At 62.0% G+C, this 23,866-nt stretch carries 20 protein-coding genes; 10 read left to right on the top strand and 10 right to left on the bottom strand.

The genetic code is table 11. The features are described from left to right. Nucleotides 1-162 precede the first annotated feature (162 nt). The gene (locus AC0L2Z_RS19980; protein WP_473629092.1) at nucleotides 163-1,281 is read left to right on the top strand and encodes a glycosyltransferase family 4 protein; all 1,119 of its coding nucleotides are present in this window, start codon (nucleotides 163-165) and stop codon (nucleotides 1,279-1,281) included. After that, nucleotides 1,278-2,696, top strand: a complete 1,419-nt coding sequence (locus tag AC0L2Z_RS19975) for a phenylacetate--CoA ligase family protein (RefSeq protein WP_287395706.1) — start codon at nucleotides 1,278-1,280, stop codon at nucleotides 2,694-2,696. The genes AC0L2Z_RS19980 and AC0L2Z_RS19975 overlap by 4 nt, the downstream gene beginning before the upstream one ends. Here AC0L2Z_RS19975 and AC0L2Z_RS19970 read toward each other — a convergent pair. After that, nucleotides 2,690-3,934: a glycoside hydrolase family 5 protein gene (locus AC0L2Z_RS19970; RefSeq protein ID WP_473629091.1), complete on the bottom strand. Its 1,245-nt coding sequence runs from the start codon at nucleotides 3,932-3,934 to the stop codon at nucleotides 2,690-2,692. The genes AC0L2Z_RS19975 and AC0L2Z_RS19970 overlap by 7 nt on opposite strands. Nucleotides 3,935-4,051: 117 nt before the next feature. Between AC0L2Z_RS19970 and AC0L2Z_RS19965 the strand changes: the two genes are divergently transcribed. From AC0L2Z_RS19965 to AC0L2Z_RS19955, 3 genes are all read left to right on the top strand, one after another. Then, on the top strand, nucleotides 4,052-5,956 hold the full coding sequence (locus AC0L2Z_RS19965) for a heparinase II/III family protein (protein ID WP_473629090.1): 1,905 nt from the start codon (nucleotides 4,052-4,054) through the stop codon (nucleotides 5,954-5,956). Between the two features lie 241 nt (nucleotides 5,957-6,197). Continuing rightward, on the top strand, nucleotides 6,198-7,184 hold the full coding sequence (locus AC0L2Z_RS19960; RefSeq protein WP_128184001.1) for a sterol desaturase family protein: 987 nt from the start codon (nucleotides 6,198-6,200) through the stop codon (nucleotides 7,182-7,184). Then, nucleotides 7,181-8,311: a GNAT family N-acetyltransferase gene (locus AC0L2Z_RS19955; protein ID WP_473629089.1), complete on the top strand. Its 1,131-nt coding sequence runs from the start codon at nucleotides 7,181-7,183 to the stop codon at nucleotides 8,309-8,311. Before AC0L2Z_RS19960 ends, AC0L2Z_RS19955 begins: the two co-directional genes overlap by 4 nt. A gap of 58 nt (nucleotides 8,312-8,369) precedes the next feature. Here AC0L2Z_RS19955 and AC0L2Z_RS19950 read toward each other — a convergent pair whose 3' ends face one another. From AC0L2Z_RS19950 to AC0L2Z_RS19920, 7 genes are all read right to left on the bottom strand, one after another. Continuing rightward, a complete protein-coding gene (locus tag AC0L2Z_RS19950) occupies nucleotides 8,370-9,689 on the bottom strand; it encodes a PQQ-dependent sugar dehydrogenase (protein ID WP_473629120.1) in 1,320 nt (439 codons plus the stop codon). Nucleotides 9,690-9,752: 63 nt separating this feature from the next. Next, nucleotides 9,753-10,838: a c-type cytochrome gene (locus AC0L2Z_RS19945; RefSeq protein WP_473629088.1), complete on the bottom strand. Its 1,086-nt coding sequence runs from the start codon at nucleotides 10,836-10,838 to the stop codon at nucleotides 9,753-9,755. Next, nucleotides 10,838-11,461, bottom strand: a complete 624-nt coding sequence (locus AC0L2Z_RS19940) for a cytochrome c oxidase assembly protein (RefSeq protein WP_023797787.1) — start codon at nucleotides 11,459-11,461, stop codon at nucleotides 10,838-10,840. The genes AC0L2Z_RS19945 and AC0L2Z_RS19940 overlap by 1 nt, the downstream gene beginning before the upstream one ends. Continuing rightward, nucleotides 11,458-11,838 (bottom strand): hypothetical protein, encoded by a 381-nt coding sequence (locus AC0L2Z_RS19935; RefSeq protein WP_128166553.1) that lies wholly within the window; start codon nucleotides 11,836-11,838, stop codon nucleotides 11,458-11,460. Before AC0L2Z_RS19935 ends, AC0L2Z_RS19940 begins: the two co-directional genes overlap by 4 nt. A 7-nt stretch (nucleotides 11,839-11,845) precedes the next feature. Beyond that, on the bottom strand, nucleotides 11,846-14,362 hold the full coding sequence (gene ctaD, locus AC0L2Z_RS19930; protein WP_473629087.1) for a cytochrome c oxidase subunit I: 2,517 nt from the start codon (nucleotides 14,360-14,362) through the stop codon (nucleotides 11,846-11,848). Next, nucleotides 14,359-15,348 (bottom strand): cytochrome c oxidase subunit II, encoded by a 990-nt coding sequence (coxB, locus tag AC0L2Z_RS19925; RefSeq protein WP_473629086.1) that lies wholly within the window; start codon nucleotides 15,346-15,348, stop codon nucleotides 14,359-14,361. The genes ctaD and coxB overlap by 4 nt, the downstream gene beginning before the upstream one ends. Nucleotides 15,349-15,646: 298 nt before the next feature. Next, complete coding sequence (locus tag AC0L2Z_RS19920; RefSeq protein ID WP_023797791.1) at nucleotides 15,647-16,117, bottom strand: nucleoside deaminase; 471 nt, start codon at nucleotides 16,115-16,117, stop codon at nucleotides 15,647-15,649. A 164-nt stretch (nucleotides 16,118-16,281) separates the two neighbouring features. Between AC0L2Z_RS19920 and AC0L2Z_RS19915 the strand changes: the two genes are divergently transcribed. Continuing rightward, on the top strand, nucleotides 16,282-16,719 hold the full coding sequence (locus AC0L2Z_RS19915) for a DUF2267 domain-containing protein (RefSeq protein ID WP_091596603.1): 438 nt from the start codon (nucleotides 16,282-16,284) through the stop codon (nucleotides 16,717-16,719). A 35-nt stretch (nucleotides 16,720-16,754) separates the two neighbouring features. Here AC0L2Z_RS19915 and AC0L2Z_RS19910 read toward each other — a convergent pair whose 3' ends face one another. Then, entirely contained in the window at nucleotides 16,755-16,934 is a 180-nt protein-coding gene (locus AC0L2Z_RS19910; RefSeq protein WP_023797793.1) for a hypothetical protein, read from the bottom strand. 450 nt (nucleotides 16,935-17,384) lie between these two features. Here AC0L2Z_RS19910 and AC0L2Z_RS19905 point away from each other — a divergent pair, with 450 nt between their 5' ends. From AC0L2Z_RS19905 to AC0L2Z_RS19890, 4 genes are all read left to right on the top strand, one after another. After that, entirely contained in the window at nucleotides 17,385-19,334 is a 1,950-nt protein-coding gene (locus AC0L2Z_RS19905) for a PrkA family serine protein kinase (RefSeq protein ID WP_023797794.1), read from the top strand. 19 nt (nucleotides 19,335-19,353) lie between these two features. After that, the gene (locus AC0L2Z_RS19900) at nucleotides 19,354-20,664 is read left to right on the top strand and encodes a YeaH/YhbH family protein (protein ID WP_023797795.1); all 1,311 of its coding nucleotides are present in this window, start codon (nucleotides 19,354-19,356) and stop codon (nucleotides 20,662-20,664) included. A gap of 9 nt (nucleotides 20,665-20,673) precedes the next feature. Continuing rightward, entirely contained in the window at nucleotides 20,674-22,296 is a 1,623-nt protein-coding gene (locus tag AC0L2Z_RS19895; protein WP_128166565.1) for a SpoVR family protein, read from the top strand. 548 nt (nucleotides 22,297-22,844) lie between these two features. Further along, on the top strand, nucleotides 22,845-23,435 hold the full coding sequence (locus AC0L2Z_RS19890; protein ID WP_473629085.1) for a DUF1772 domain-containing protein: 591 nt from the start codon (nucleotides 22,845-22,847) through the stop codon (nucleotides 23,433-23,435). 21 nt (nucleotides 23,436-23,456) lie between these two features. Here the strand turns inward: AC0L2Z_RS19890 and AC0L2Z_RS19885 are convergent, their stop codons facing one another. Next, nucleotides 23,457-23,663, bottom strand: coding sequence for a hypothetical protein (locus tag AC0L2Z_RS19885; protein ID WP_029350518.1), 207 nt, complete (start codon nucleotides 23,661-23,663; stop codon nucleotides 23,457-23,459). Between the last annotated feature and the right edge of the window lie 203 nt (nucleotides 23,664-23,866).

Genomic DNA, 23,866 nt, shown 5'->3' with positions numbered 1-23,866 from the left:
GTTGTCCCCGGAAAATTCCGCCTCGACTAACCGTCGACCGGCGGAAAATCCAGCGCGACAGCGGCGAGGGGTGAACAGATTCAGTTTGAACTAAAAGATTTGCCGTAAACTTACCGGGAACGTTTGCTTTGTGGTTACGCGGTCCGTGCTATCGAGAATACCATGCTGCAAAGTCTCTTACCCGATCGAAAAATACATGTCCTGGTCGCGACCCCGTCGGGTGTGTCGGGGCAGGGAGGCATCGACCGCATCATGGCGGCGCTCGACCGCGAACTCCAACGGCAGGGAGACGGAAAGATCGAGGCGCGCTTCCTTCCCAGTCGCGGTTCAGGCTCGGTCGCGCTGTCGGTCTTCTACATGATTGGCTTTTGCCTTCGGATGTTGGTCGCGCGTATTGCCGGCCGTGCCGACGTCGTTCACATCAACGTATCGAGCTTTGGCAGTACCTACCGCAAGATGGTCATCGCGAGGTGCGCGCGATTGCTCGGCATCCCCTATGTGCTGCATTTGCATGGAGCTCAATACCAGACGTTCTGGAAGGAAAAGCGCAGCTTCATGAGCCGCCGCATCCGGCATATGTTCGAGCATGCCGATCGGATCGTGGTTCTGGGCCGTATCTGGCGCGACTTCGTCACTGCACGGGCGCCAGGCGCGGCCGCGAACATAGTGATTGTGCCCAATGCTACCGAAGTGCCGTCCCTGGCCCATGTCGGTGGTGGAGACAGCGTTCACATCCTATTCCTAGGCCGTATCGGCGACCGCAAGGGCGTGCCGCAATTGTTGGACGCACTGCATCGCATGAAGCCTGTCAAGCAGTGGCGCGCCACAATCGCCGGCGATGGTGACGTCGAGGCCGTACGGGCAAGATCGGCCGGACTGGGGCTTGCCGGATGTATTGCCTTTCCAGGCTGGGTGGGTCCGAACGAGGTTGCATCGCTGATCGCTTCGGCCGACATTCTGGCGCTCCCCTCATTCGCCGAAAACCTCCCGGTCTCGGTCATCGAGGGAATGGCCTCCGGCCTCGCGGTGGTCACCACGCCTGTCGGCGCGGTAGAGGACATCATCGTGCACAAGAAAACCGGGTTGCTGGTGCCGCCCGGCGATGTGGCGGCGCTGACCGAGGCACTGACAGAACTGGTTGACGACACGGCGTTGCGCGCCCGTCTTGGCTCGGCTGCCATGGCGGTGCACCGGGAACGGCTGGAGCTTTCTTCGTTCGCGGCATCGATATGCCGTGTGTGGCATGAGGCGGCAAACGGCAGGTCCGGTGCAAAATCATGAATTTTCTTGACGTAGCGCGCGGTGCCTATGTGCGAAGCCCGACAGCGGTCAGGCGGCTGCTGGCGCCCGTGCTGGCGCTGGCGCCAACTCGGGTAAAATTTGGTGCGACCTATCGGTCGTGGCGGAGCCGGATCGCCATGGCCGCCGAGGATCCTGTCTATGCCGGGCAATTTCATCTGGCCGCGCTGCGCGCGCTGTTGCGGAAAGCCCATGCCGGCAGTCCGTTCTATCGCGAGTCGATCGACCAAGCCCTCGGTCCTGGCTTCGATCTGTCGACGCTGGGACTTGCCGACCTGCGCCGCCTCCCGGTTCTGTCCAAGGACATCCTGCGAAAGGCTGGAACTGCAGCGTTGGCGGTGCCGATTGCCCAACTGGATGAGGCCTCCGGCAACGGCTCCAGCACCGACAAGCCATTTCGCTTCTATCTCGATAAGGATCGGAGCGCCCGCGAGATGGCGTTCGTCTACCACGTCTGGTCGCGGATCGGTTTTGATGAAGGCACGGCGCGCGTCTGCTTCCGCGGCTTCAGCCTCGATGCCACCGGCAAGCGACGGCATGAATGGGACCCGGCACTCCGTGAACTGAGGCTCGCTGTCTTTCCAATGACCATCGACGACGCCGATGCCTATCTCGACCTGATCGACGCGCGGGGCATCACGTATTTTTATGGCTATCCCTCGGCCATAGAGCTGTTTTGCCGGCATATGCGCGTGCTTGACCGAGTACCAAAACGGCCCGTCAAGGGCATGATGATGATCTCAGAGCCAGTCCATCCCCATCAACGGGAGATCATCCGAAACGTTCTTGGCGACGTACCGCTGTCCTGCTTCTATGGGCTCAGCGAAAAGGTGCTGTTCGCCGAAGAAACGCCCGGAGCCCTCGGCAGCTACGAGTTCAATCCCCTCTACGGCCTCGCCGAATTGGTCGACGCGGCAGGCGAGCCGGTAACAGAGACAGGCAAGGAGGGAAGGCTCGTCGGCACTGGCTTCCTGTCGACCGGCATGCCTTTCATCCGCTACGATACCGGCGACTCTGCCCGGTTGGTGGAATTGCCGAATGAGGCAAACGGCCAGCGGCTTAGAGTCGAGGCTGTCATGCCGCGCCGAAACGTCGACTATCTGGTGACCGCCGACGGCGGCCGGGTGGTGACGACGCACCTCGTGCCCGACGGCCCCGCATTCTTCGACGGCATAGAGGAACTGCAATTCTACCAGGACCAGCCCGGCGAGGCATTGATTCGCTATATCCCGACCGCCGGGGCGGCACCTGCCTGCGCCGCGCGACTCGTCGAGTCGTTGGTCAACCGCACAAACGGTCGTATCCGGTTTTGCCTGAAAGCCGTGGACCGCATTGCCGCCGGGCGGGGCGGCAAGCGGGCGCTCATCAACCAGCAACTCGACATGTCGCGTTACTGAAACGCAAGACCCAGCGCTCGCACCAGTCCGCCATCAGCTACGGGCGGTCCGTCGGGGAGGATCAGCGACATCCCATGCGGATTGGCGAATTCCCAGACAGACCAGGGTATCGCGAAGCGTTCCGCCTGCTGGCGCACCGCCTCGAGATAGCGCAGACGGTCAGCGTCGAACGCGCCCATGCGGCCGTCCGCCGACATGAGGATGACGCCGAATTCGCCCATGAACAGCCGCCGGCTTGGAATGCCATGCGCCTGGCCCCAGTCGACCGCCTGACGGAAGCTCGCCTCGAGTTGGCTCGGCCCCCAATTCTGCTCGAAATACCGGGCGATTGCTTCACGCGCCGCGACCATGTTCATCACCTGCTCGACCGGGCTCAAGCCGGCGGCGTCCATTCGGGCCTTAAGGGTTTCGGTCACCTTTTCGGGCGTGCTGCTGTCGGCCGGCCAGGGCAGCCCCGAGGCGAAAGCGCCTGTACCGTCGGAGCGCTGGTGGGTGAAACTGTGCGGCTCGTACATATGGAAGCTGTAGTAGATGTTCGGATCGTCAAAGCCGGGGGCGAGATTGACCAGTCCGGCAATGCTGCCGCCACAGGCGCCTGTTGCGATGATGGTCAGTTCGCTGCTGACTGCGCGAATATCGCGGACCGTGTCTGCCATGATCCGCTGCCAGTCATCGCTGCCGCTCGGATCACAGGGATAGTATGCCGGCTCGTTGTAAGGCTCGAGGGCTGCCTTGTCGGTGCCAACCCTGGCCAGCATGATGGCGACCGCCACAACCATTTGGCGATAGCTGGCAACGCCTTCGCTGTCGGCACCGTCATAGATCATCTCCATGCTGTAGGCCGGAACCTGGGTGACGCCGTGCAGGTCGAAAACCACCTTAAGGCCGGCCGACGTGACCCGCTCGACCGCGGCGGCAAGTATGTCCAGCGCCTGCTGGCGTTTGGCGCCCCGGCTGGCAAGCAGAGGGCCGGGATCGACGCTCAGCCGGACGAAGTCGAAGCCCATCGACCGAATGTGCGCAAACGCGTCGCCGGGCCAATCGGTGAGCGGGGTATGTGCAGCGCGCCACTCCTGCTCGCTGCGATAGGGCGGCCAACGGTAGGATCCATCGTTCTCCACCGGCGACCAGTTGAGCCATTCATGCACGCCAACGCCGCGCTGCAGCGGGATCGGGGCAGCGCTGGCGGCTATCGCCATGCCGAGCATCCATGCTGCAACAAGCGCCGTCCTTCTCATCGCCACTCTTTCCGTTTCATGGTCGGAGATATTAACCGCAGGATCGGAAAAGAGGATTGCGGTCGCGCGGCTTTTCGACAGCATGGTATACAAGAATCCAAACCTTGGCGGAGCGGTATGAGAATCGGCTGGTACATCAACCGGTTGCGCGGCATGGAGCCGGCTGAGGTGTTGCACCGGCTGGGCGAGCAGCGTCGAAGGATCGCTTCGCGCCGCCGCGACGGCGGCTGGCAGCGTTATGCTTCGCCCCGGTTGCATCCGGTGCTGCGCGGATTGCGCGATGCTGTGCTGGCTGCGACACCGGCACAACGGCAAGCCATAGCGGCGGCGGCGCAAAACACGCTTGGCGGCGAGTTTTCCGCACTTGGGCGGACATGGCCGCGGCGCGATCCCGATCGGCTGTTTCCTCCCGAGCTTTGGCGCCTTGATCCGGTGACCGGCAGGCTTTGGCCGGGTGCCGAGGCCCATACTTTCGATATCGATTTTCGCCATGGCGGCGGCCGCGGCGATGTAAAATACGTGTGGGAGATCAACCGGCTGCAGCGGTTGCCGCCACTGGCCGCCCACCTGCTTCTCGCCGGCGACGACCAGTCCCGGAGGGCCATACAGGCGGCGATCGACAGCTGGCATTCAGCCAACCCGCCGTTTCGGGGGGTTGGCTGGGCCTCCGGCATCGAAGTCGCGCTGCGGGCCATCAGCCTGATTGTCACCATGGACCTCGTCGGCGACCGACTGGGCGCGGCGACACGGCAGCAAGTGGGCGAAATACTGGCGGCAAGCGCCTATTGGCTGCCGCGGTTCCCCTCCCGGTTTTCCTCCGCCAACAATCATCTCGTCGCAGAACTGGCTGGCGAGTATCTGATCGGCCTGGCGTTGGGGGCTGCAGCCGACGCTGCACGCGGCGCCCTCCAGGCTGAGGCGGGCAAGCAGATTCTCGCCGATGGCGCCGGTGCCGAGCAGACCCCGACATACGCGGCCTTCACCGCCGAACTCATCTTGCTGTGCGCCGCTGCGGCACGCCAGGCCGGAACGCCGTTTGCCTCGCCCGTCGAAGCGCGCCTGGCCGCTTTTGCCAATTTCGTCGCCTGGCTGCCACCAGCCGCCGGCTTTGGCGACAATGACGAAGGTCGCGTGCTGACGCTCGGGGACGAGCCGGACTATGTCCGATCCGTCGCCGCCGCCATCCATGGCTTTCTACAGATGCCGGGCAAGGCAGCGGGACCCGACGATTTTCGGGCGCTTGTCTTTGGCACGCCGTTGGAGCCGGCACCGGTGTCGCGTGGGCTGCAAACGTTCACGCAGGGCGGGCTCTCGGTCTGGCGCGGCGAGATGAACGGCCGCAGCATCGATCTGACATTCGACCACGGCCCGCTCGGCTATCTCTCGATAGCGGCTCACGGCCATGCCGACGCGCTGTCGCTCACCTTGTGCATCGATGGCGAGCCGGTGCTGGTCGATCCCGGCACCTGGCTCTACGGTTCGGGAGGCGTCTGGCGCAACTGGTTTCGCTCGACACCGGCGCATAACACGCTGAATATCGAGGGCAAAAGCCAAAGCATCATCGCCGGGATGTTCAACTGGTCGCACAAGGCGATTGCGGAGTTGGTGGAGAGCGAGCCGGGAACGCACTGGAAGCTGCGCGCCCGCCATGACGGGTATAAAAGCCGCTTCGGCGTCGTGCATCAGCGCACCGTGACGCACCGGGCCGACGGCATCGTCGTGAGCGACCAACTGCTCGGCGGCAGGCGTGTGGCCGAGATCGTCTTTCAACTCGCAGCCGGCCTCGGCACTGACCGGGACGAAACTACGGTCACGGTGCAGCGCGGCGATGAGCCGCTGATAGCCATGCGCTTTCCGGACGCTGCGGTCGACATCCGTGCCGGCGGCGACGCACCGGGGCAGGGCGGCTGGGTTTCACCGCGTTTTGGCGTCAGGCAGCCGGCCGAACGCGTCGCCTGGCGTGGCGAAGTGGGCGAAGACGGAATTGAGATACACCTCGCGGCAATCCGCCGGCCGCTATGATAGCGACCGGCGCTGCAGCAGAGCGGCCTCTCCGGTGTTTCGGCCATGTTCGAGATTAATTGCTTTCGAACTTTTAGCGTTTTGTTACGGTTGAACTGCTAGTCTGGCGCAAATCCGGCATGCTTTTGCTTGTTGCAGCCGCAATAGCCATTTGGTTGCCGGCACATGCAGTGGGTTTGGCAAGTTTCTTGCTTCGCAATTCGCCGGACGGCCATTTTACGGCCCAGGAGCCACCGCACCGATGTTTTCTGAATTCGCCGGATTGATTGTGGAAAAGCTTTCGAACGTCGATCTGGTGACGCTCGGCCTCCTGCTTTTCACGGCACTGGGGAGCGCGGTGGTCGCTTACTGGCGGACTGTCGAGCATAAATCCCTCAGGGACTTTTTCGATTTCGCTTTCCCGGCGGAAGTCATCCTGCACCCGTCGGCGCGAGCGGATGTCCTATTTTGGGTCACCAAACGGGCGATAATGCCATTCCTGCTCATCCCTGCCGGCGCCACCTTCGTTGCCGCCGTCGGCTATGGGACGCACCACGCAATCGGCTGGCTGCTTGATATCGAGGCGCCGCTCATCGACGGCCCGGCCGGACCGGTGACGATCGTCATCTTCACCGCAACCATGCTGATCGCCTACGACATTTCGTACTATCTCTACCATGTCGCCCAGCACCACTTCCCGTTCCTGTGGGAATTGCACAAAGTGCATCATTCGGCCGAGGTGATGGTGGGAATCACCAAGGATCGGGTTCATCCGCTGGACGACCTGATGAACCGTATCTGGGATGGCGTCATCCCGGGGATCTGCTTCGGCATCTGGAGCCTGATCGCGCTCGATCCAGTAGAGATCGCCATCTTCGGCATCAACGTCTATGTCATCCGCAACATCCTGATGATGGACTTTGTTCGTCATACCCATTTCAAGATTTCCTTCGGCCCGTTGAACAACGTCATCTTGTGTCCGCACTGGCACCAGGTGCACCACAGCATCGACCCTCGCCACTATGACAAGAATTTTGGCCTGCTGTTTTCGTTCTGGGATCGCCTCTTCGGGACGCAGTTTGTCCCGGATCCGGATGAAGACCTCAAATTTGGCCTGATAGATCGCGATGTGCGCGACTATCAATCGCTCTTTGGGCTTTACGTCCTGCCGCTCAGGAAGATGGGAGGGCATCTCCGCAGACTGTTCCTGAGGCGTCCCGATGCCATCGCACAGGATCGTTCCCAATGAACACAATTGTTTCGATTGACGCCTCGAGCGCAGAGCGCCTGGAAGTTGTCCGTTCGGCGGATCGCCTGGTTGCGATCGAAGCCGATTGGATGAATCTCTGGCATCGCACCGATGGGCTGGTCTTTCAGAGTCATGCCTGGATTTCGGCCTGGTGGAATACCGTAGCTGACCGTGACCAGCGCGCGCTGCGGATCGGCCTGGTCTGGAATGGTGACAGGCTCGTTGCTGTCCTTCCAATGGCGATCGGCAAGCGCAAAGGCCTGCGGTTTCTCGAATGGGCGGCCAACAGTTATACCGATTACGGCGATATTCTTGTTGCTCCGGAATGCTCGTTGTCGGCCCTGCAGGACGTATGGGCCCGGATCTGTGACGCCGGTGGCTTCGATATTGCCTTTCTCAATCGTCTCTTGCCGGGTGCGGCGGTCCGCAAAATGCTCACTCCGGACACCTCCAGCGGGATCAGGCTTCGCCCCAATCACAGGGAGGAAGTCAGTTATCGCGTCGCCGGACAGTGGGCGAGCGGAGGAGCGTGGTTCGCGGAGCAGTCGAAAAAGACACGGCAGAATTATCGGCGCGGCGTCAAGACGTTGGAAGAAGCCGGCGAAATGAAATTTCGCCTGCTTGCGCCAGACGAGCCACTGCAGCCGGTACTCGACCGGCTCTCTGCCCTGAAGCGCAGATGGCTGGTCGAGCGCAAGCGTGAATCGCAACTTTTCGAAGAGGGAGCGCCGGTACTGGCCGCACTTGTTGACGCGCTGGCGCGTGCCGGCGTGCTGCACATTTTCGTACTTGAATGCGATGGCGCAATGGTCGCGATTTCCATCAACTTCGTCCAGCACCACACCATGATGGCGTTCGTGACCACTTTCGATCCGGATTTCAGCCGGGCGTCGCCGGGCATGATCCTGATGATGGACTACATACAGTGGTCGTTCGATCACGGCTTGAGCACGGTCGATTTCCTGTGCGGTGCAGAGGCGTTCAAGCATAAATTCGCAACGCAGGGCGTTGTCCTGCAATCCGTTCTTGGGACGCGCACGGCGCAAGGCTCGCTCGCTTCCCTTGCCGATCGTATGCGTCAGAGGGTCCGGCATGCACGCGGGCGCGGATTGGCAACGACAGCTTGATTTCGGCTTGATCGGTGCGGGAACGCTGTTTCCGACCGGCAACGGCAGCACGAACCGCTCACAGTGCCGATTGCGTGTGAGCTGGAACGACCCGCCAGACCTTGTTGCCGACATCGTCCGCCACCAGCAGGGCGCCGCGCCGGTCTATCGCCACGCCCACAGGACGGCCATAAGCCTTGTCGTCCTCGCTCAGGAAGCCGGTGAGGATGTCCTGAGGCGGGCCGGAGGGCCTACCGCCGGCAAACGGCACGAAAATCACCTTGTAGCCGCTGTGCGGCCTGCGGTTCCACGAGCCATGCTGCCCGACGAAGGCGCCATTCCTGTATTGAGGACCGAACAGGTCGCCTGTGTTGAAGGTCAGTCCCAATGAAGCCGTGTGCGCCCCGAGCGCATAGTCCGGCTTAATCGCCTGGGCGACGAGGTCGGGCCGCTGCGGCTTGACGCGATCATCGACGTGCTGGCCAAAATAGCTGTAAGGCCAGCCATAGAAGCCGCCATCCTTCACCGAAGTCATGTAATCCGGCACCAGATCGCTGCCGATCTCGTCGCGCTCGTTGACGACGACCCAGAGCTCACCGCTTTGCGGGTGCCACGACAGGCCGTTCGGATTGCGCAGGCCGGAGGCGAAGAGACGCGTCTGTCTCGAGGTGAGATCGATCTCCAGCACGGCGGCTCGGTTCTCTTCTTCCTCCAGGCCGTTCTCGCCGACATTGGAATTGGATCCGACGGTCGCATAGAGCTTCGTGCCGTCCTGCGAGGCGGTCACGTCCTTGGTCCAGTGGTGGTTCCTCCCCGCAGGCAGTTCGACGATCTTCTCCGCCGCTGCGGTGATCTCGGTCGCACCCTCCTGGTAGGGAAAGGCCACGATTGCATTGGCGTTGGCGACGTAGAGCTTGCCGTTGAGCAGGGTCATGCCGAATGGCGAGAACAGCCCGGTGAGAAAGACGGTTTTGGTTTCCGCCACCCCGTCGCCGTCCTGATCGCGCAGCAGCGAAATGCGATTGGCGGTATGCGTCCCCGCGCCGGCCTGACTCTGGAGGAAATCGACGATGAAGCGGCGTATGCTGAAGCCCTCCTCCGGCCTGGGCGGCGCATTGCTCTCGGCCACCAGCACGTCGCCGTTTGGCAAAACATACAGCCAGCGCGGATGGTCGAGCCCGCCGGCATATTCGTTGACTGCAAATCCCTGGGCCGCTGTCGGCTTCGTGCCCTGCGGCCACGGCGTGGCCCTGGCGACATGGACGGTCGGCAGCCAGGTAGGATTGGGCTCCGGCAGCGTCGGGTTGGGGCCATAGGTCTCGGCGATCGGAACGGTCGCCTCTTCGCGGGAAAGGAAGAAGATCGCTCCCGCGGCAATTACGAAAACAATGATCAGCATGAGAAGGGCGGTAAGCAAGTTATTCACCAGAACCTCGAAAAAGTCGAAAGAACCCAAACGCACCTATCGCGTTGCGGTTGCGGACGCAGCCGCCGATCGGGAGAAGTAGGCCGCAAGCGCGCGGACGTCGTCGTCCGTCAGACCCTTCGCCGCATTGACCATGAGATGGCCGAAGCGCGTTCCACCCCGCTTTCCCGCCCTGAACAGCCCAAGCTGCGTCTCGATGTAGCGCGCCGGCTGGCCGGCGATCGAGGGATAGAGTGGGCTGCGGTCGTGTCTTCCGTGACAGCCGAGACAGGCGGGCACATTGGCCTCCCTGACGCCCCTCTCGGCGATTTCCTTGCCGCGCCGGACAAGTGCTGGATCGCCCCCGCCGCCGGGATGCATCGCCGGCAGGGCAGCGAAATGCTTGGCCAGGTCCGGCCAGAGTTGAGGCCCTGCCGCAATGGCTGGCAGGCTCATCAATCCGCTTGCCCGGCCTTCCTCGGCATAGGCACGCAGGCTTTCAAGGAGATAGGCCTCGCTCTGCCCGGCCAGAACGGGTATCGCGGGACCGCGTCCAAAACCGTCCTCGCCGTGGCAGCGGGCGCAATCCGCCAGCGCTTGCGGCAGGGTTTCGGCAGCGCCTGCAGGAGGCGCAAGCCTTTCGCCATAGGCGAGATCGCGATAGGCGGCCTCGTCCAGCGACGGCAGTACGCGCAGGAAGGCGACCATCGCCCAGACCTCGTCGTCGCGTTCCTGCGTCGGCCAGGCTGGCATGCCGGTGAAACGCACGCCGTGCTTGACGATACGAAAAAGCTCCGCGTCCGACCATTCGCCGACGGCCCCGGCAAGGTCAGGCGGCTGCGGCAGCATTCTCATGACGACAGGAGATCGCGGCTCGCCCGGCGCGCCGTGACAGATGGCGCAGCCGCGTGCGAAATGCCCGGCGGCCGGCTGAATCGCATGGCGCGGCAGAGCCTCTGGAGCGTCGACCGCCAGGGCATAGGTGCGCACAGCCGATCGCATGGCGAAATGGAGGAACCATTCCGTGATCTTCCAGTGGCCGCTCGAGGCACCGACATTGAAAAAGCCGATCCAGGCCGCCAGCACCACGACGAAGGGCAGAATGGCAAGCGCTATGGCGAGCTTCTTCCAGCTGATATGCATCAGACCGTCTTCCGCGGTGGTGTGGCGAGGATGCGCGCGAAAAGCGTCACGCCGCCGGCCAGGTAGACCGCGGCGCCGACCAGAAGCATGATGACGCCGCCAAGTTCCTGATCCTGCTGGGCGGAAAGCGCGATGCCGAAGCAGCTTGTCTCGCCGGTCCCATAAAGCGGCCGCGGGGTCAGCGCCAGCAGCGCGCCGAGCAAGGTCATGTGGATGGACGTCAGAAGCAGGGCGAAGGCGCCGGCGGCATAGCCTGTGGTGTCCGAGCCGCGGCGCGGCAGGCAGGCCAGCCACAGGAACAGCCCGGCGGCAAGGAACGTGACCTGCTCGACAGCGGTGACAAACAGCGAGCTTTGCGCCAGAGCCCGCAAGGCCGGTGCGTGCCAGGACCAGACGACGATGAGTTCGACGAGGGAGGCGGGGAGGGCGAGGGTGAACGCCCGGCTCGCACCTGGTGTCGGGCCGAGCGGGACCCCAATCGCCATCAGCGGCGCGGCGATCGCCACCACTCCCATATGCGCCAGCATGTGCGCCGAAAACGAATCCCGCAAGCCATCGAGCAGCGGCCCGAGCCAGACCAGGGCAAGGACGAGGATGCCGAGGATGAGGCAGGCGCGTCTCACCGGATACACTCCGTCAGGAACAATGCAGGCATCGCGGTGAAGATCACGGCGATGAAGCTGAGACCCGAGAGCAGCAGCGTCGCAAAGCCTTGGAACAGGGTCCGGTCGCGTCTCGTCGGATCGTCGTGCGGCGGATCGTCTGTGCCGAAGCCCCATTGCCGCCAGGCGAGCCATGCTGACAGCGCGATCAGCGAGAGGGCGATCACGGTGGCGGCGGCGATGCCGGCGCGCACAGCGCTGAAACTCAGCCCGACAAGCTCGGGCTTGGCGCAATAGATCGCCGCGCCGATGTAGCAAACAAGGAAATGCGCAGCCCACACCACCGGCGCAGTGAACAGCGTCCACAGTGTCTCGATCTGTTTTGGGACAAGCCACATCGGCGCCTCACATCGCTGCCGGAAAGAGGCCGATGATGGCGAAGGTGGTGACGGCGGCAATCAGCAGGAAATGCCAGTAGAGCACCACATTGCCTAGATCCAGGTCATGCTTCGGCGTCAGTCGGCCGGCCAGCGAGCGGGCCAGGCAATAGGCCTGCATGACTGTGCCGAGCGCTGCATGGGCGAGCACCCAGATCACCAGGATCCAGACGATTGCGGGATAGACGTGGCGCGTCGGGTCCATGCCTGGAGACAATGGCGCGGCCAGGCCTGTGGCGGACGCGGCAACGGTCGTTAGCAGGGACAGCACCAGCAAGCCGCGCATAGTGGCCGTAGCGCCGCGCCTGTTGACCGTGCGTGCCGCCACCATCAGGCCCCACGCCGCAGCGAACAGGCTGGCAGCCACCAGCGACCAGACCGCATCGGGCCCGGCAATCCCCGCGGTGAAGTTGGCATGGATCGTCCAGTAGAAGAAATAGCCGAAGACGAGGCTGGCGAACGCGGTGCCATCGCCCACCATGGTGATGAACATCGCCCACCAGCCGACCGAATCGGAGCCGGAGGCATAAAGCGGCAGGCTGAGGCCCAGGCCGACATCCTTTTCCGGCTTCTCGGGGATTTCGCCAGTGCCCGACCAGAGCCAGTAGATGACTGCGCAAAAGCAGATGATTGCGGCCAGCGCCGTCGCGATCCACCAGTGGAAGGTAAGCGCGATGAAGGCGCCTCCGAGCGAAAGAGCCGAGACGATGGTGACATGGGAGGTGCCGCCGACGCGCAGCACCTGGACGGGTTCGGCGTCGAGCACGGTGGTGACCAGTCCCTCGCGCCATCCCTCTTCCGCGTCGGGCAGATAATAGCGGCCTTCATTGACTTTGCGGGCAAGGTCCTTCTGGTCCCACAAGGGGTAGCGGCTGCGCACGATGGGTATCGAGCGGACGCCCCAGTTCTCCTCCGGCTCGGAAATCCATTCCAGCGTGCCGGCATTCCACGGGTTGAATTCGCCGCGCGGCTGCCGGTGCTTTGGCCTGAGCACGTCGAAGACGACCACCAGCACGCCCGCGGCGAAAATGAAGGCTCCGGCCGTCGAGATCAGGTTCAGCCAGTCCCAGCCGATTTCGGCTGGATAGGTGAAGACGCGTCGGGGCATGCCGCGCAAGCCGCTCAGATGCATGGGGAAAAAAGCGATGTTGAAGCCGCAGAACATCAGCCAGAAGGCGATCCGCCCCATCCGGTCGGAGAGTTTCTTCGCGTCGATCAGCGGGTAATAGTAATAGAGCCCGGCCACCACCGGGAAAAGCATGCCGCCGATCAGCACATAATGGAGATGCGCAACGACAAAATACGTGTCGTGCGCCTGCCAGTCGAAGGGTGCGAGCGCCACCATGACGCCTGTCAGTCCGCCGATGACGAAGATGGCAAGCCCTCCGGTGCCGAACAGCATCGGGGTCGAGAAGATCACCCGGCCGGCCAGCATGGTGGCGATGAAGACGAAGATCTGCACGCCGGTCGGTATCGCCACCGCCTCGGAGGCCGCCGAGAAGAAGGCCAGCGAGATCTGCGGCAGGCCTGTCACAAACATATGGTGCACCCACAGGCCGAAGGAGAGGAACCCCGTCCCGACTGCCGCGAGCACGATCCAGGAATAACCAACGATCGGACGCTGCGAAAAAGTCGGCACGATCATGGCCATCAGCGCGATGGCCGGCAGGAAGATGATGTAGACCTCTGGATGGCCGAATATCCAGAACAGATGCTGCCACAGGAGCGGGTCGCCGCCGCGCGCCGCATCGAAGAACGGCCAATCGAACATCCGTTCCATCTCGAACAGGAGATCGCCGGCGATCAGCGGCGGGAAGGCGAACAGGATCATTCCGGCGACGATCAGCAGGTACCAGGCGAAGAGCGGCATCAGGTTGATGCGCATGCCCGGCGCGCGGCATTTCATGATGCCGACGATGAGCTCGACGGCGGCCGCGATCGAGGCGACTTCGATGAAGGAAAGACCGAGCAGCCAGATGTCGGCGCCAATGCCGGAGAACTCCTTGTCGGTGGCGAGCGGCGGATACATGAACCAGCCTGCCGACGGCGCCGCATTGAAGAAGATCGAGCCGCAGACGAAGATGCCGCCGAGCAAAAAGCTCCAGAAACTGAACGCTCCGAGGCGTGGAAACGGCATTTCGCGGGCGCCCAGCATCGGCGGCAGGAGGAAGATCGCGACCGCCTCGAAGATCGGTACCGCGAACAGGAACATCATCACCGTGCCGTGCAGGGTGAAAGCCTGGTTGAAGAAGTCGGCCGAGAGAAAATCGTTGTCTGGCACAGCGAGCTGCATCCGCATCAAGAGCGCGAGCACGCCGGCAAACAGCATGAAGGCGAAGGCCGCAGAGCCGTACCAGAGGCCGATCTGGTAATTGTTCACCGAGGTCCAGTAGCGCCAACCGGTCGGATTGGCCCACACAGCGCGCAGCCGCTGTTCCTGCACCTTGTATTCTTCCGGCGAACGCTCCTTGACCGCAGCGCTCATCGCAGGCCCCTCAGCCAGGCGGCTATGGCGCGAATATCGTCCGGCGGCAACATGTCGAAGGCCGGCATCCCGGAGCCAGGCTTGATCAGGTCGGGCCGGGCGATGAAGCGGGTGACGGCGTCTTCGGTGTTGGGCAGGATTCCGGCTGCGACGGTGGCGCGGGAACCGATATGCGAAAGATCCGGGCCGATCAGGCCGCGCGCATCGGTGCCCGCGACGAAATGGCAGGACCCGCAGCCATGGCGCAGGAACAGCGCGCCGCCGCTCGCGCCGGCCCCTTCCGCGGGAATTGCCTGGGCGGCAAGCCAGGACCGGAAGGCTTCGGGCGCCATGGCGACGGCCGAGAACGCCATCAGCGCGTGAGACGTGCCGCAATATTCCGCGCACGGACCGCGGAATATACCAGCTTTGGTGGCCATGATCGAAAGCCTGTTGGTGCGGCCGGGGATCATGTCCATCTTGCCGCCGAGCGGTGGGACCCAGAAGGAATGGATCACATCGGCGCTTTTCAGGGTCAATTCGACCCGCTCGCCGACCGGCAGCCTGATCTCGTTGGCGGAAGTGACCGGCGGTCCCTGAGGAGGGTGATAGACAACTTCCCACCAGAACTGCCTGCCGGTGACTTCGATCCGCAGGGCGGCGGGGCTCGCCTGGGCGAAGGGCCGAAGGCCAGGCATCAGCCACAGCGCATAGGCGAGCAGCGCACAAAGCGTGACCGAGGGGAAGACTACGCCGCCCCAAAGGATGATGCTGCTGGCAGATTTTTCGGCCAGCCTGCGGCGATTGACCAGGGCTGCATGAAGAAGCAGGCCGACCACGCCCAGCCAAATGACGGCGCCGCCGCTTAGCATGACCCAAAACAGCATTTCTATCTGCTGCGCTTCCGCTCCCGCGGGCTCAAGTGCCGACTGAGTGCTCGACTGGGCGCCGGCAGAGCCGCTCGCGAGCAACAATGACGCAGCTGACAGGCTGAAATATCGACCCATTTGCAACCCCTCCGCGGTAAACCGGCGAGAGGGGAGGAAGGTTCCGGGCAACTGAGCTTTCCAACTGGTGGAATGAACGTGTCGGTCGAGTCCGAATGTAGGTTCCAGTCGGCGGTTTTGCGTGTCGGCGGTTTTGCGCGCGAGTCTTGAGATGCGCACCGGGATTTGCGATGAACGCGTCGATGGCTTTCTGCAACAACACGCGGGCCTCGCGTGTCAAACCTTTGGGCCGGAAGTGGCCGGAGCTCGTGGCGCCGCAGAGGCTACGGATTCTTCACAGCAGTCCTTTTTGGTTCGGTCACCAGAAATCCTTGTGGTCGGTTACGATCTCTTCTTCGAGTTCAGGGAATGGGCCACGGATTGCTACATGGCGCCGTCCGGCGGCGAACACTTGGTGACAACTCAGATCGAGGGTCAGATTCTCCGAATTGTCTCCGGTCAGCTCGGCCAGCCGCCTTTCGCTGAGTCCGTAGACCACGGTGCCGATGCCAGCCCAGTAACAGGCCCCGGCGCACATGCAGCACGGCTCGACCGAGGTCACCAGAGTGCATCGCTCGAGAAAGGTCGGGTCGTATTGCTGCGCGGCCGCGCGGGCCACGTTTGCCTCTGCGTGGCCAACGCCGCGATCCCGGGCGTAGGTGTTGCCCGACGAAAGCAGCACGTCGCCTTCCGGCCCGACCAGGAGCGCCCCAAAAGGATGATTGCCACTCGCCCGGCTCTCGGTGGCGATCTCCACGGCGAGACGTAGATATTCGGTATCGCTCTTCATGGCCGCCTCCTTGGGGTGCCCGTTCGTAACTGTACGCGTAAAGAGCTCTTGGACAATTTTCAACGAGTGACGAAACAATTGCGCTCGATCGCCGTTTGCGCGTCATGGCGGGTATTTTGGGCGTGTGATTTGGGCGGGTGTTGGATTGCCCAGAGGAGGCGACGATGAGCGCAACCGGCTTGGAAGTTTTTGACAAAACCCTGCAGACGACAAACATCTGGCTGGACGAGATCATGGCCGATCACGGGCCCGACAGGCGCGTGGCCTGGCATATGCTGGGAGCCGTTCTACGCACCTTGCGGGATTGGCTGCAGATCGAACTGGCTGCCAATTTGGGGGCTGAACTGCCGCTTCTCGTGCGCGGAGCCTACTATGATCGGTATCGGCCGCGTGATCTGCCGACGAGCAGCCGTTCGTTGGAGGATTTTTTGCAGCGGGTGGCCGAGGAGATGAAATCCACTCGACCGGTGAATCCCGAGGATGCGACGAGATCCGTGTTCAAGGTACTCGCCAGGCATGTCGACCTCGGCCAGTCGGCCAAGGTGCGGGACGCGTTGCCGAAGCAGATCCGGGCGCTTTGGCCCGAAAGTGTTGGAGTCTAGCAGCAAGACCAAAGTCGGGCCTGCCGATGCGGTTCTCAACTGCCTCCGCCCGGGCGATCGTTTTCCTCGCGATACAGTCGCTCGGTGGCCCGATCGCTTTCTCTGCGCTCTGCAGGCCCACGGCGTCGCCACGTAAGGAGTGCGTAGGCCAGCACGATTGCCAGCAGTAGCGGGCCGCCAGCAACGACGATCAACCACATGCTGTTCTCGAACATGGAACATCTCCTTTCCCTCGTTTCGTTACCGAGCAGGAGCGAAACCGTTGCTCCCGGTGCAGGGTTGGACACCGCAGTGCAACTCTCTTCGCCGAATGGCCAGTGATTCGCCATTCAACTGCTGAACGCGGCAACTGCTGAACGCGGGCAACTGCTGAACGCGGGCAACTGCTGAACGCGGGCAACTGCTGGGCGGTTTATTCCCTCAGAAAGGCAACTTGTACCCAGCGGGCTGTTGCGCTCGGCAAGCGCTGGTGGAAGAATGGACTTCCCTCGGAAACGTTCCATTGTGCGAGCCATTCGCTGGCTGACTTCCAGGCGTTCACGATATCTCTCTGGACCCCTAACATCCGGTCGCGGACGCACTACGTGTAATAGGGAACCACAAAGGCTTTCCGACAGTTGAGTGAAGAGGCGACAGCAACCAGACCGGCCGGGGCGAGGAATACCATGCGCGAGAACCACTCCGACGTCTTCGATCTGTTTTCGGAGATTTACACCAATGCGGCGCAGGAGGAGATAAGCATCCAGCAATATCTCCTTGCCTGCCGCGAGGATAAATCGATGTATGCTTCGGCGCCCGAGCGGATGGTCGAGGCGATCGGCGAGCCCACCCTGATCGACACCAGCATGGATGAGCGGCTCGGCCGCATTTTCTCGAACAGGACAATCAAGGTCTATCCCACCTTCGCCGAGTTCTATGGCATGGAGGACACGATCGAGCGCATAGCCGGCTATTTCCGCTATGCCTCTCAGGGGCTCGAGGAGCGCAAGCAGATTCTCTATCTGCTTGGCCCTGTCGGCGGCGGCAAGTCCTCGCTCGCCGAACGGCTGAAGAAGCTGATGGAGGAGCGTCCGATCTATACGCTGAAGGTCGGCGGCCAGATCAGTCCGGTTTTCGAATCGCCGCTCGGGCTTTTCAATCCTGACCGCATGGGCGACCTTTTGGAGGACAAATACGGCATCGCGCGGCGCCGGCTGAACGGTCTTATTTCGCCATGGGCGGCCAAGCGCCTCGACGAACTGTCCGGCGACATCTCCAAGTTCAGCGTCGTCAAGCTGATGCCTTCGCGGCTACGCCAGATCGGCATCTCCAAGACCGAGCCAGGCGATGAGAACAACCAGGACGTTTCGGCCCTGGTCGGCAAGGTCGACATAAGACAGCTCGAGCATTTCAGCCAATCCGATCCGGACGCCTATTCCTACAGCGGCGGCCTGAACCGGACCACGCAGGGGCTGCTCGAGTTCGTCGAGATGTTCAAAGCGCCGATCAAGGTCCTGCATCCGTTGCTGACCGCTACCCAGGAAGGCAGCTACAACGGTACGGAAAACTTCGGATCTTTCCCGTATCAGGGCATCGTCGTAGCCCACTCCAACGAATCGGAATGGCTGCAGTTCAAGAACAACAAGAACAACGAGGCATTCCTCGACCGTATCCTGGTGGTCAAGGTGCCGTATTGCCTGCGGGTCACCGAAGAAAGGCAGATCTACGAAAAGCTGCTGCGCGAAAGCGAATTGGCCTCCAGTTCCTGTGCACCGGAGGTTCTCGACATTCTCAGCCGGTTCACCGTCTCGACCCGTCTGGCCGAGCATGACAATTCGCCGCTCTACACCAAGATGCGCGTGTATGACGGCGAGAACCTCAAGGACATAGATCCCAAGGCGAAGTCGGTTCAGGAATACCGCGATGCCGCCGGGGTCGATGAAGGCATGACCGGCGTCAGCACGCGCTTTGCCTTCAAGATCCTGTCGCAGACCTTCAACTACGACACCAAGGAAGTGGCCGCCGATCCCGTGCACCTGATGTACATTCTGGAGGAGGCGATCAAGCGCGAGCAGTTCCCCAAGGAAACGGAAGCCGCCTATCTCGACTTCATAAAGTCGGAACTGGCCACGCGCTATGCCGAGTTCATCGGCCATGAAATTCAGAAGGCCTATCTGGAGTCCTACAGCGAATACGGCCAAAACCTGTTCGACCGCTACATCGCCTATGCCGATGCCTGGATCGAGGACCAGGACTACAAAGACCCCGATACCGGCCAGATCCTCAATCGCGAGGTGCTGGACAACGAACTGTCGCAAGTCGAAAAGCCGGCCGGCATTGCCAACCCCAAGGACTTCCGCAACGAGGTCGTGAAGTTCACGTTGCGCGCAAGGGCGAGGAACCATGGCCGCAACCCGTCGTGGACGAGCTATGAAAAGCTGCGCGAAGTCATCGAGAAGCGGATGTTCGGCCAGGTCGAGGATCTGCTCCCGGTGATCAGCTTCGGCTCCAAGCAGGACAGCGTAACGGAGAAGCGGCATACCGAGTTCGTGCATCGGATGGTCGGACGCGGTTACACCGAACGCCAGGTCCGCCGGCTGGTGGACTGGTACATGCGGGTGAACAAGGCGGGCTGAGTCCGGCCGGGATGGTTCCATGCCGATCTTTGTCGATCGCCGACTGAACCCAAAGGACAAGAGCCTCGGCAACCGCCAGCGCTTCCTGAAGCGTGCGCGCGAAGAGCTGAAGCGAAGCATCCGGGATCGGATCCGTACCGGCAAGATCGCCGATGTCGACAGCGAGCACACCGTCTCGATGCCGGCGAGGGGCACAGCAGAGCCGAGCTTCAGCGATGCCAAGGACAGCGGCCGGCGACAGCACATCCTGCCGGGCAACAAGCATTTCGCCCCTGGCGACCGGGTTCCCAAGCCCGGCCAGGGCGGCGGCGGCTCGTCTCCCGGCAAAACGGTCTCGGAGGACGATTTTCGTTTCGTGCTCTCGCGCGAGGAGGTGCTCGACCTCTTTTTCGAGGATCTCGAACTTCCCGACATGGTCAAGCTCAACCTCAAGGAGATACTATCCTTCAAACCGCGCCGCGCCGGGTTCGCTGCGACCGGTTCGCCGACCAACATCAATGTCGGGCGCACGATGCGAAACAGCCATGGTCGCCGGATTGCGCTAAGGCGCCCCAAGCAGGAGGAACTCGATGCGATTGCGGAGCAACTCGCAATCCTGGAGGCCGAGCCGCAGAGCGCGGCGCCGGCACGCCAGCGCATTGCAGCGTTGCGGGAGGAGCTTGAGCGACTTGAGCGCCGCCGCAAGCGGATCGCCTATGTCGATCCCGTCGACATCCGCTTCAACCGTTTCGACGCCCAGCCCGTGCCGAATGCCAATGCGGTCATGTTCTGTCTCATGGACGTATCCGGCTCGATGGGCGAACGCGAGAAGGATCTGGCCAAGCGCTTCTTCGTGCTGCTGCACCTGTTCCTGAAACGGCGCTACGACCGCACCGAAATCGTCTTCATCCGCCATACGCACGAGGCGCAGGAGGTGGACGAGGAAACCTTCTTCTACAATACGCAAAGCGGCGGCACGGTTGTTTCCACGGCACTCGAGGAAATGCACCGCATCATCGCGCAACGCTATCCCAGCAACGAGTGGAACATCTATGCCGCCCAGGCGTCGGACGGCGACAATTTCGTCACCGATTCCGAGCGCTGCATCGGCTTGATGGACGGCCAGGTCATGCGCCTGTGCCAGTATTTCGCCTATGTCGAGATCATCGACGAACGTGAGAGCCATATTTTCGGCACCACCGACAATGGGACCTCGCTCTGGCGCGCCTACAGCGTTGTCAACCAGCGATGGCCGAATTTCCAGATGAGCCGTATCGCCAACGCAGCCGACATCTATCCGGTCTTTCGCCAGCTCTTTGCCAGGCAGCCGGTCCTGCAGAAAAGCGCTTGAGGGGAGCCGATGGCGAACCAGACCAGCACGTCGGGCCAGACCAGCAAGTCGGGCCAAACCAGCAAATCAGGCCCAACCAGCAAACCAGGCCAAACCAGCAGATCAGGTTTGCTCTTTTCGGGGTCCGACTGGGATTTCAAGACACTGTCGCGCGCCTACGACGCGATCGAGGCGATCGCGATCGAAGAGCTTCACCTCGACATCTATCCGGTGCAGATGGAGATCATCTCGTCCCAGCAGATGCTCGACGCCTATTCCTCGGTCGGCATGCCGCTGATGTATCGCCACTGGTCCTTCGGCAAGCATTTCCTCTACCAGGAATTGCTCTATCGCAAAGGCGGGCGGGGGCTCGCCTATGAGCTGGTGATCAATTCCAATCCTTGCATCGTCTACCTGATGGAGGAAAACACAATGGCCCTGCAGGCCCTGGTGACAGCTCATGCAGCGCTTGGCCATAATCATTTTTTCAAGAACAATCATCTGTTCCGGCAATGGACGGACGCCAGCGCGATCCTGAGCTATCTGGACTTTGCCAAGGGTTACATTGCCCGTTGCGAGGAGAGGCACGGCGTTGCCGCGGTGGAGGCGATCCTCGATGCGGCCCACGCGCTGATGGAACAGGGGGTCTTCAGATATCGCCGGCCGCCGAAGCTGTCGTCGGAGCGGCAGCGTGTAGGCGTTCGTGAGCGCCTGGAGTACGAAGAGCGTTCTTACAACGATCTGTGGCGCACGCTGCCGCCTTCGAAGGGCGGAGACAATGTTGGGGCAAAGGATTCCAACATCGCGGAGCGAAAGAAAACGCTCAAGCTGCCCGAGGAGAACCTGCTTTACTTCCTGGAAAAAAACAGCTTGGTCCTGGAGCCTTGGCAGCGTGAAATCGTCAGGATCGTCCGCGTCGTCGCGCAATACTTTTATCCGCAGCGGCAAACACAGGTGATGAACGAAGGCTGCGCCACCTTCGTGCACTACACGCTGATGAACATGCTGTTCGATCGTGGCCTGATCAGCGAAGGCGCGATGCTGGAAATCCTGCGCAACCATTCGAACGTGATCTTTCAGCCAGGCTTCGACGACCCGCGGTTTTCCGGTATCAATCCTTATGCGTTGGGCCTCGACATGATGCAGGACATCCAGCGCATAGCGACCGAGCCGACCGCCGAGGATCGTGACTGGTTCCCCGATATCGCCGGCAACGGCAATTGGCGCGAAACCCTGCTCGACGCGTGGGCGAACCATCGCGACGAATCTTTCATCCGCCAGTATCTGAGCCCCGCCCTGATGCGGAAATGGCGGTTCTTTGTCCTCGCCGACGCCGCCAGCGAGCCGCATTACGAAGTCGCGTCGATACACAATGAGCGTGGCTACGAAAAGATACGCGCCGGGCTCGCCCAGAGCTACGACATCGGCGCGAGCCGGCCGGATATCCAGGTTGTGGATGTCGATCTGCTCGGCGACCGGCAGTTGCGACTGGAGCACAAGGTGAAGAACGGCATCATGCTGGAGGAGGCCGGTCGCGACGCGACGCTGCGCCATATCCGGACCCTGTGGGGCTATGAGGTCAGCCTGGCGGCGATCGATGCGCAAACCGGCGCGACGCTCAACGAACGTTCGACCAGCCAAATCGGGGAATGACCAAAACCGGAATGGCCGGCGACGGCGTCGTTCTACCGCCGGGTTTTTACTCCTGGGTTCAATGCTCCGGGTCCAATGCCCTGGCCGTCGGACCCGGGAAGGTCGGTTCCGTGGGGATCTCCGGTGGTATATCGGGAGGAATTTCGACGGGCTGCCTTTCGGGGCTGGGAACGGGATCAGGCGAAGGCGGAGGAACGCCCGGAGGCTCACCAGGCGGAGTCTCCGGCGGAGCAGGCGGCCGGGCCGGCTCAGGATTGGGATTATCCGGTATCGGCACGGGATTGTTCGGGTCTGGATCAGGATCGGTCATCGGAGACTCCCCGAAGCTTGCTTCACATCTCCTCGGCGCCAATGTGTTTCCACTCAACAGCTCCGGCGCCAATGAATAGCTCGTTCTCGCTGTCCACCCCGGCCTAGACGTGGGTCGTTCACAGCGGCATGTGTCTCCTTCCGTTTCCTCGGAGGAGGATCATCCAGGGTGACAACCATCGCGCCGAACGATGGTTCCATGGCTTGGCGGTGGGGCTCAATGCCGGCGGCGTTGAATAATGGAGCGGCGGCTCCACCTTCGTCGCCTTTACCGTGTCGGCGAGCACGCTATGTACGCCGCGTATTGCCAAGACGGTTCAGGGAGGAACAGCATGCGCGCGTTCATGATTGTCACCCTTCTTCTGGTCGCAATCGCAATGGCGCTGTCGCTCGCACACGCGTTGGAGTTGCCCGGCAAGTTGCGCCTCAAGGAGGCCACCTACAAATCTGTGCAGGAGATCTACTATCCCGGCTTCACGATCGGCGGGTTTGCCGAGATCGGCGGCATCATTGCACTCGCCATCCTGCTTTACCTCACGCCCTATCCAGGCGGTCGATTCTGGTGGACTTTGGCGGCCCTTGTCTTCCTGGTGGCGGAACATGCGACCTATTGGGTGGTAACACATCCCGTCAACAATTTCTGGGTGCAGGACGTCGCAGTGTCGAAACCAGCCGCGACGTTTTTTTCAATGCTCCGCCGGAAGCAAAGCGGCGACTGGAAAGACTTGCGCGATGTTTGGGAAGCCTCGCACGTCGCCAAGGCAGGCCTGGCGATGCTGAGCCTGATCTCGATTGCTGTCGCCGCGACATTTTATGCTGGGAGTGAATAGCGCGTGGGATGCGCAGCGACGCTACTTGTTCGTCCGCATCTTTTGCCTTGGATTGATCCCGCCAAGGGCGTTCGTGTCGTTCTCGACATCGCCCTCGATGGTGTTTTCGCCTTCGAGCAAGAGTTCGTCGCCTTCCTTGATCGTGCCCTTGGAGGTGCCGATGCCGGGATTGTTCCTCAGATCGGCATCGCTCGGCTTTTTCCACTTTGGATGTTTGGTTCCGCTCATGGCACAACTCCTTGGAAAAGGGTCCTGTTCTAGAAACAGCAGGGCGCGATGAATGTTCCGCCGAAACTCACCTTGATGGGGCCTTGTCCGCGAGGCGGCTAAAGCGCGTCGCATTTGGCCGGCCCCACGCGACGCGCTTTAGATTGTTGTTTTATGCATGTCGTTATCGCAAAACCGCTGCACGACCTCGGGTCAGGCCCGAG

This window comes from Mesorhizobium sp. WSM4850 (assembly GCF_055811735.1).
Note: the sequence above shows the minus strand (reverse complement) of the source record. Positions and strands in the feature narration are given on the sequence as shown.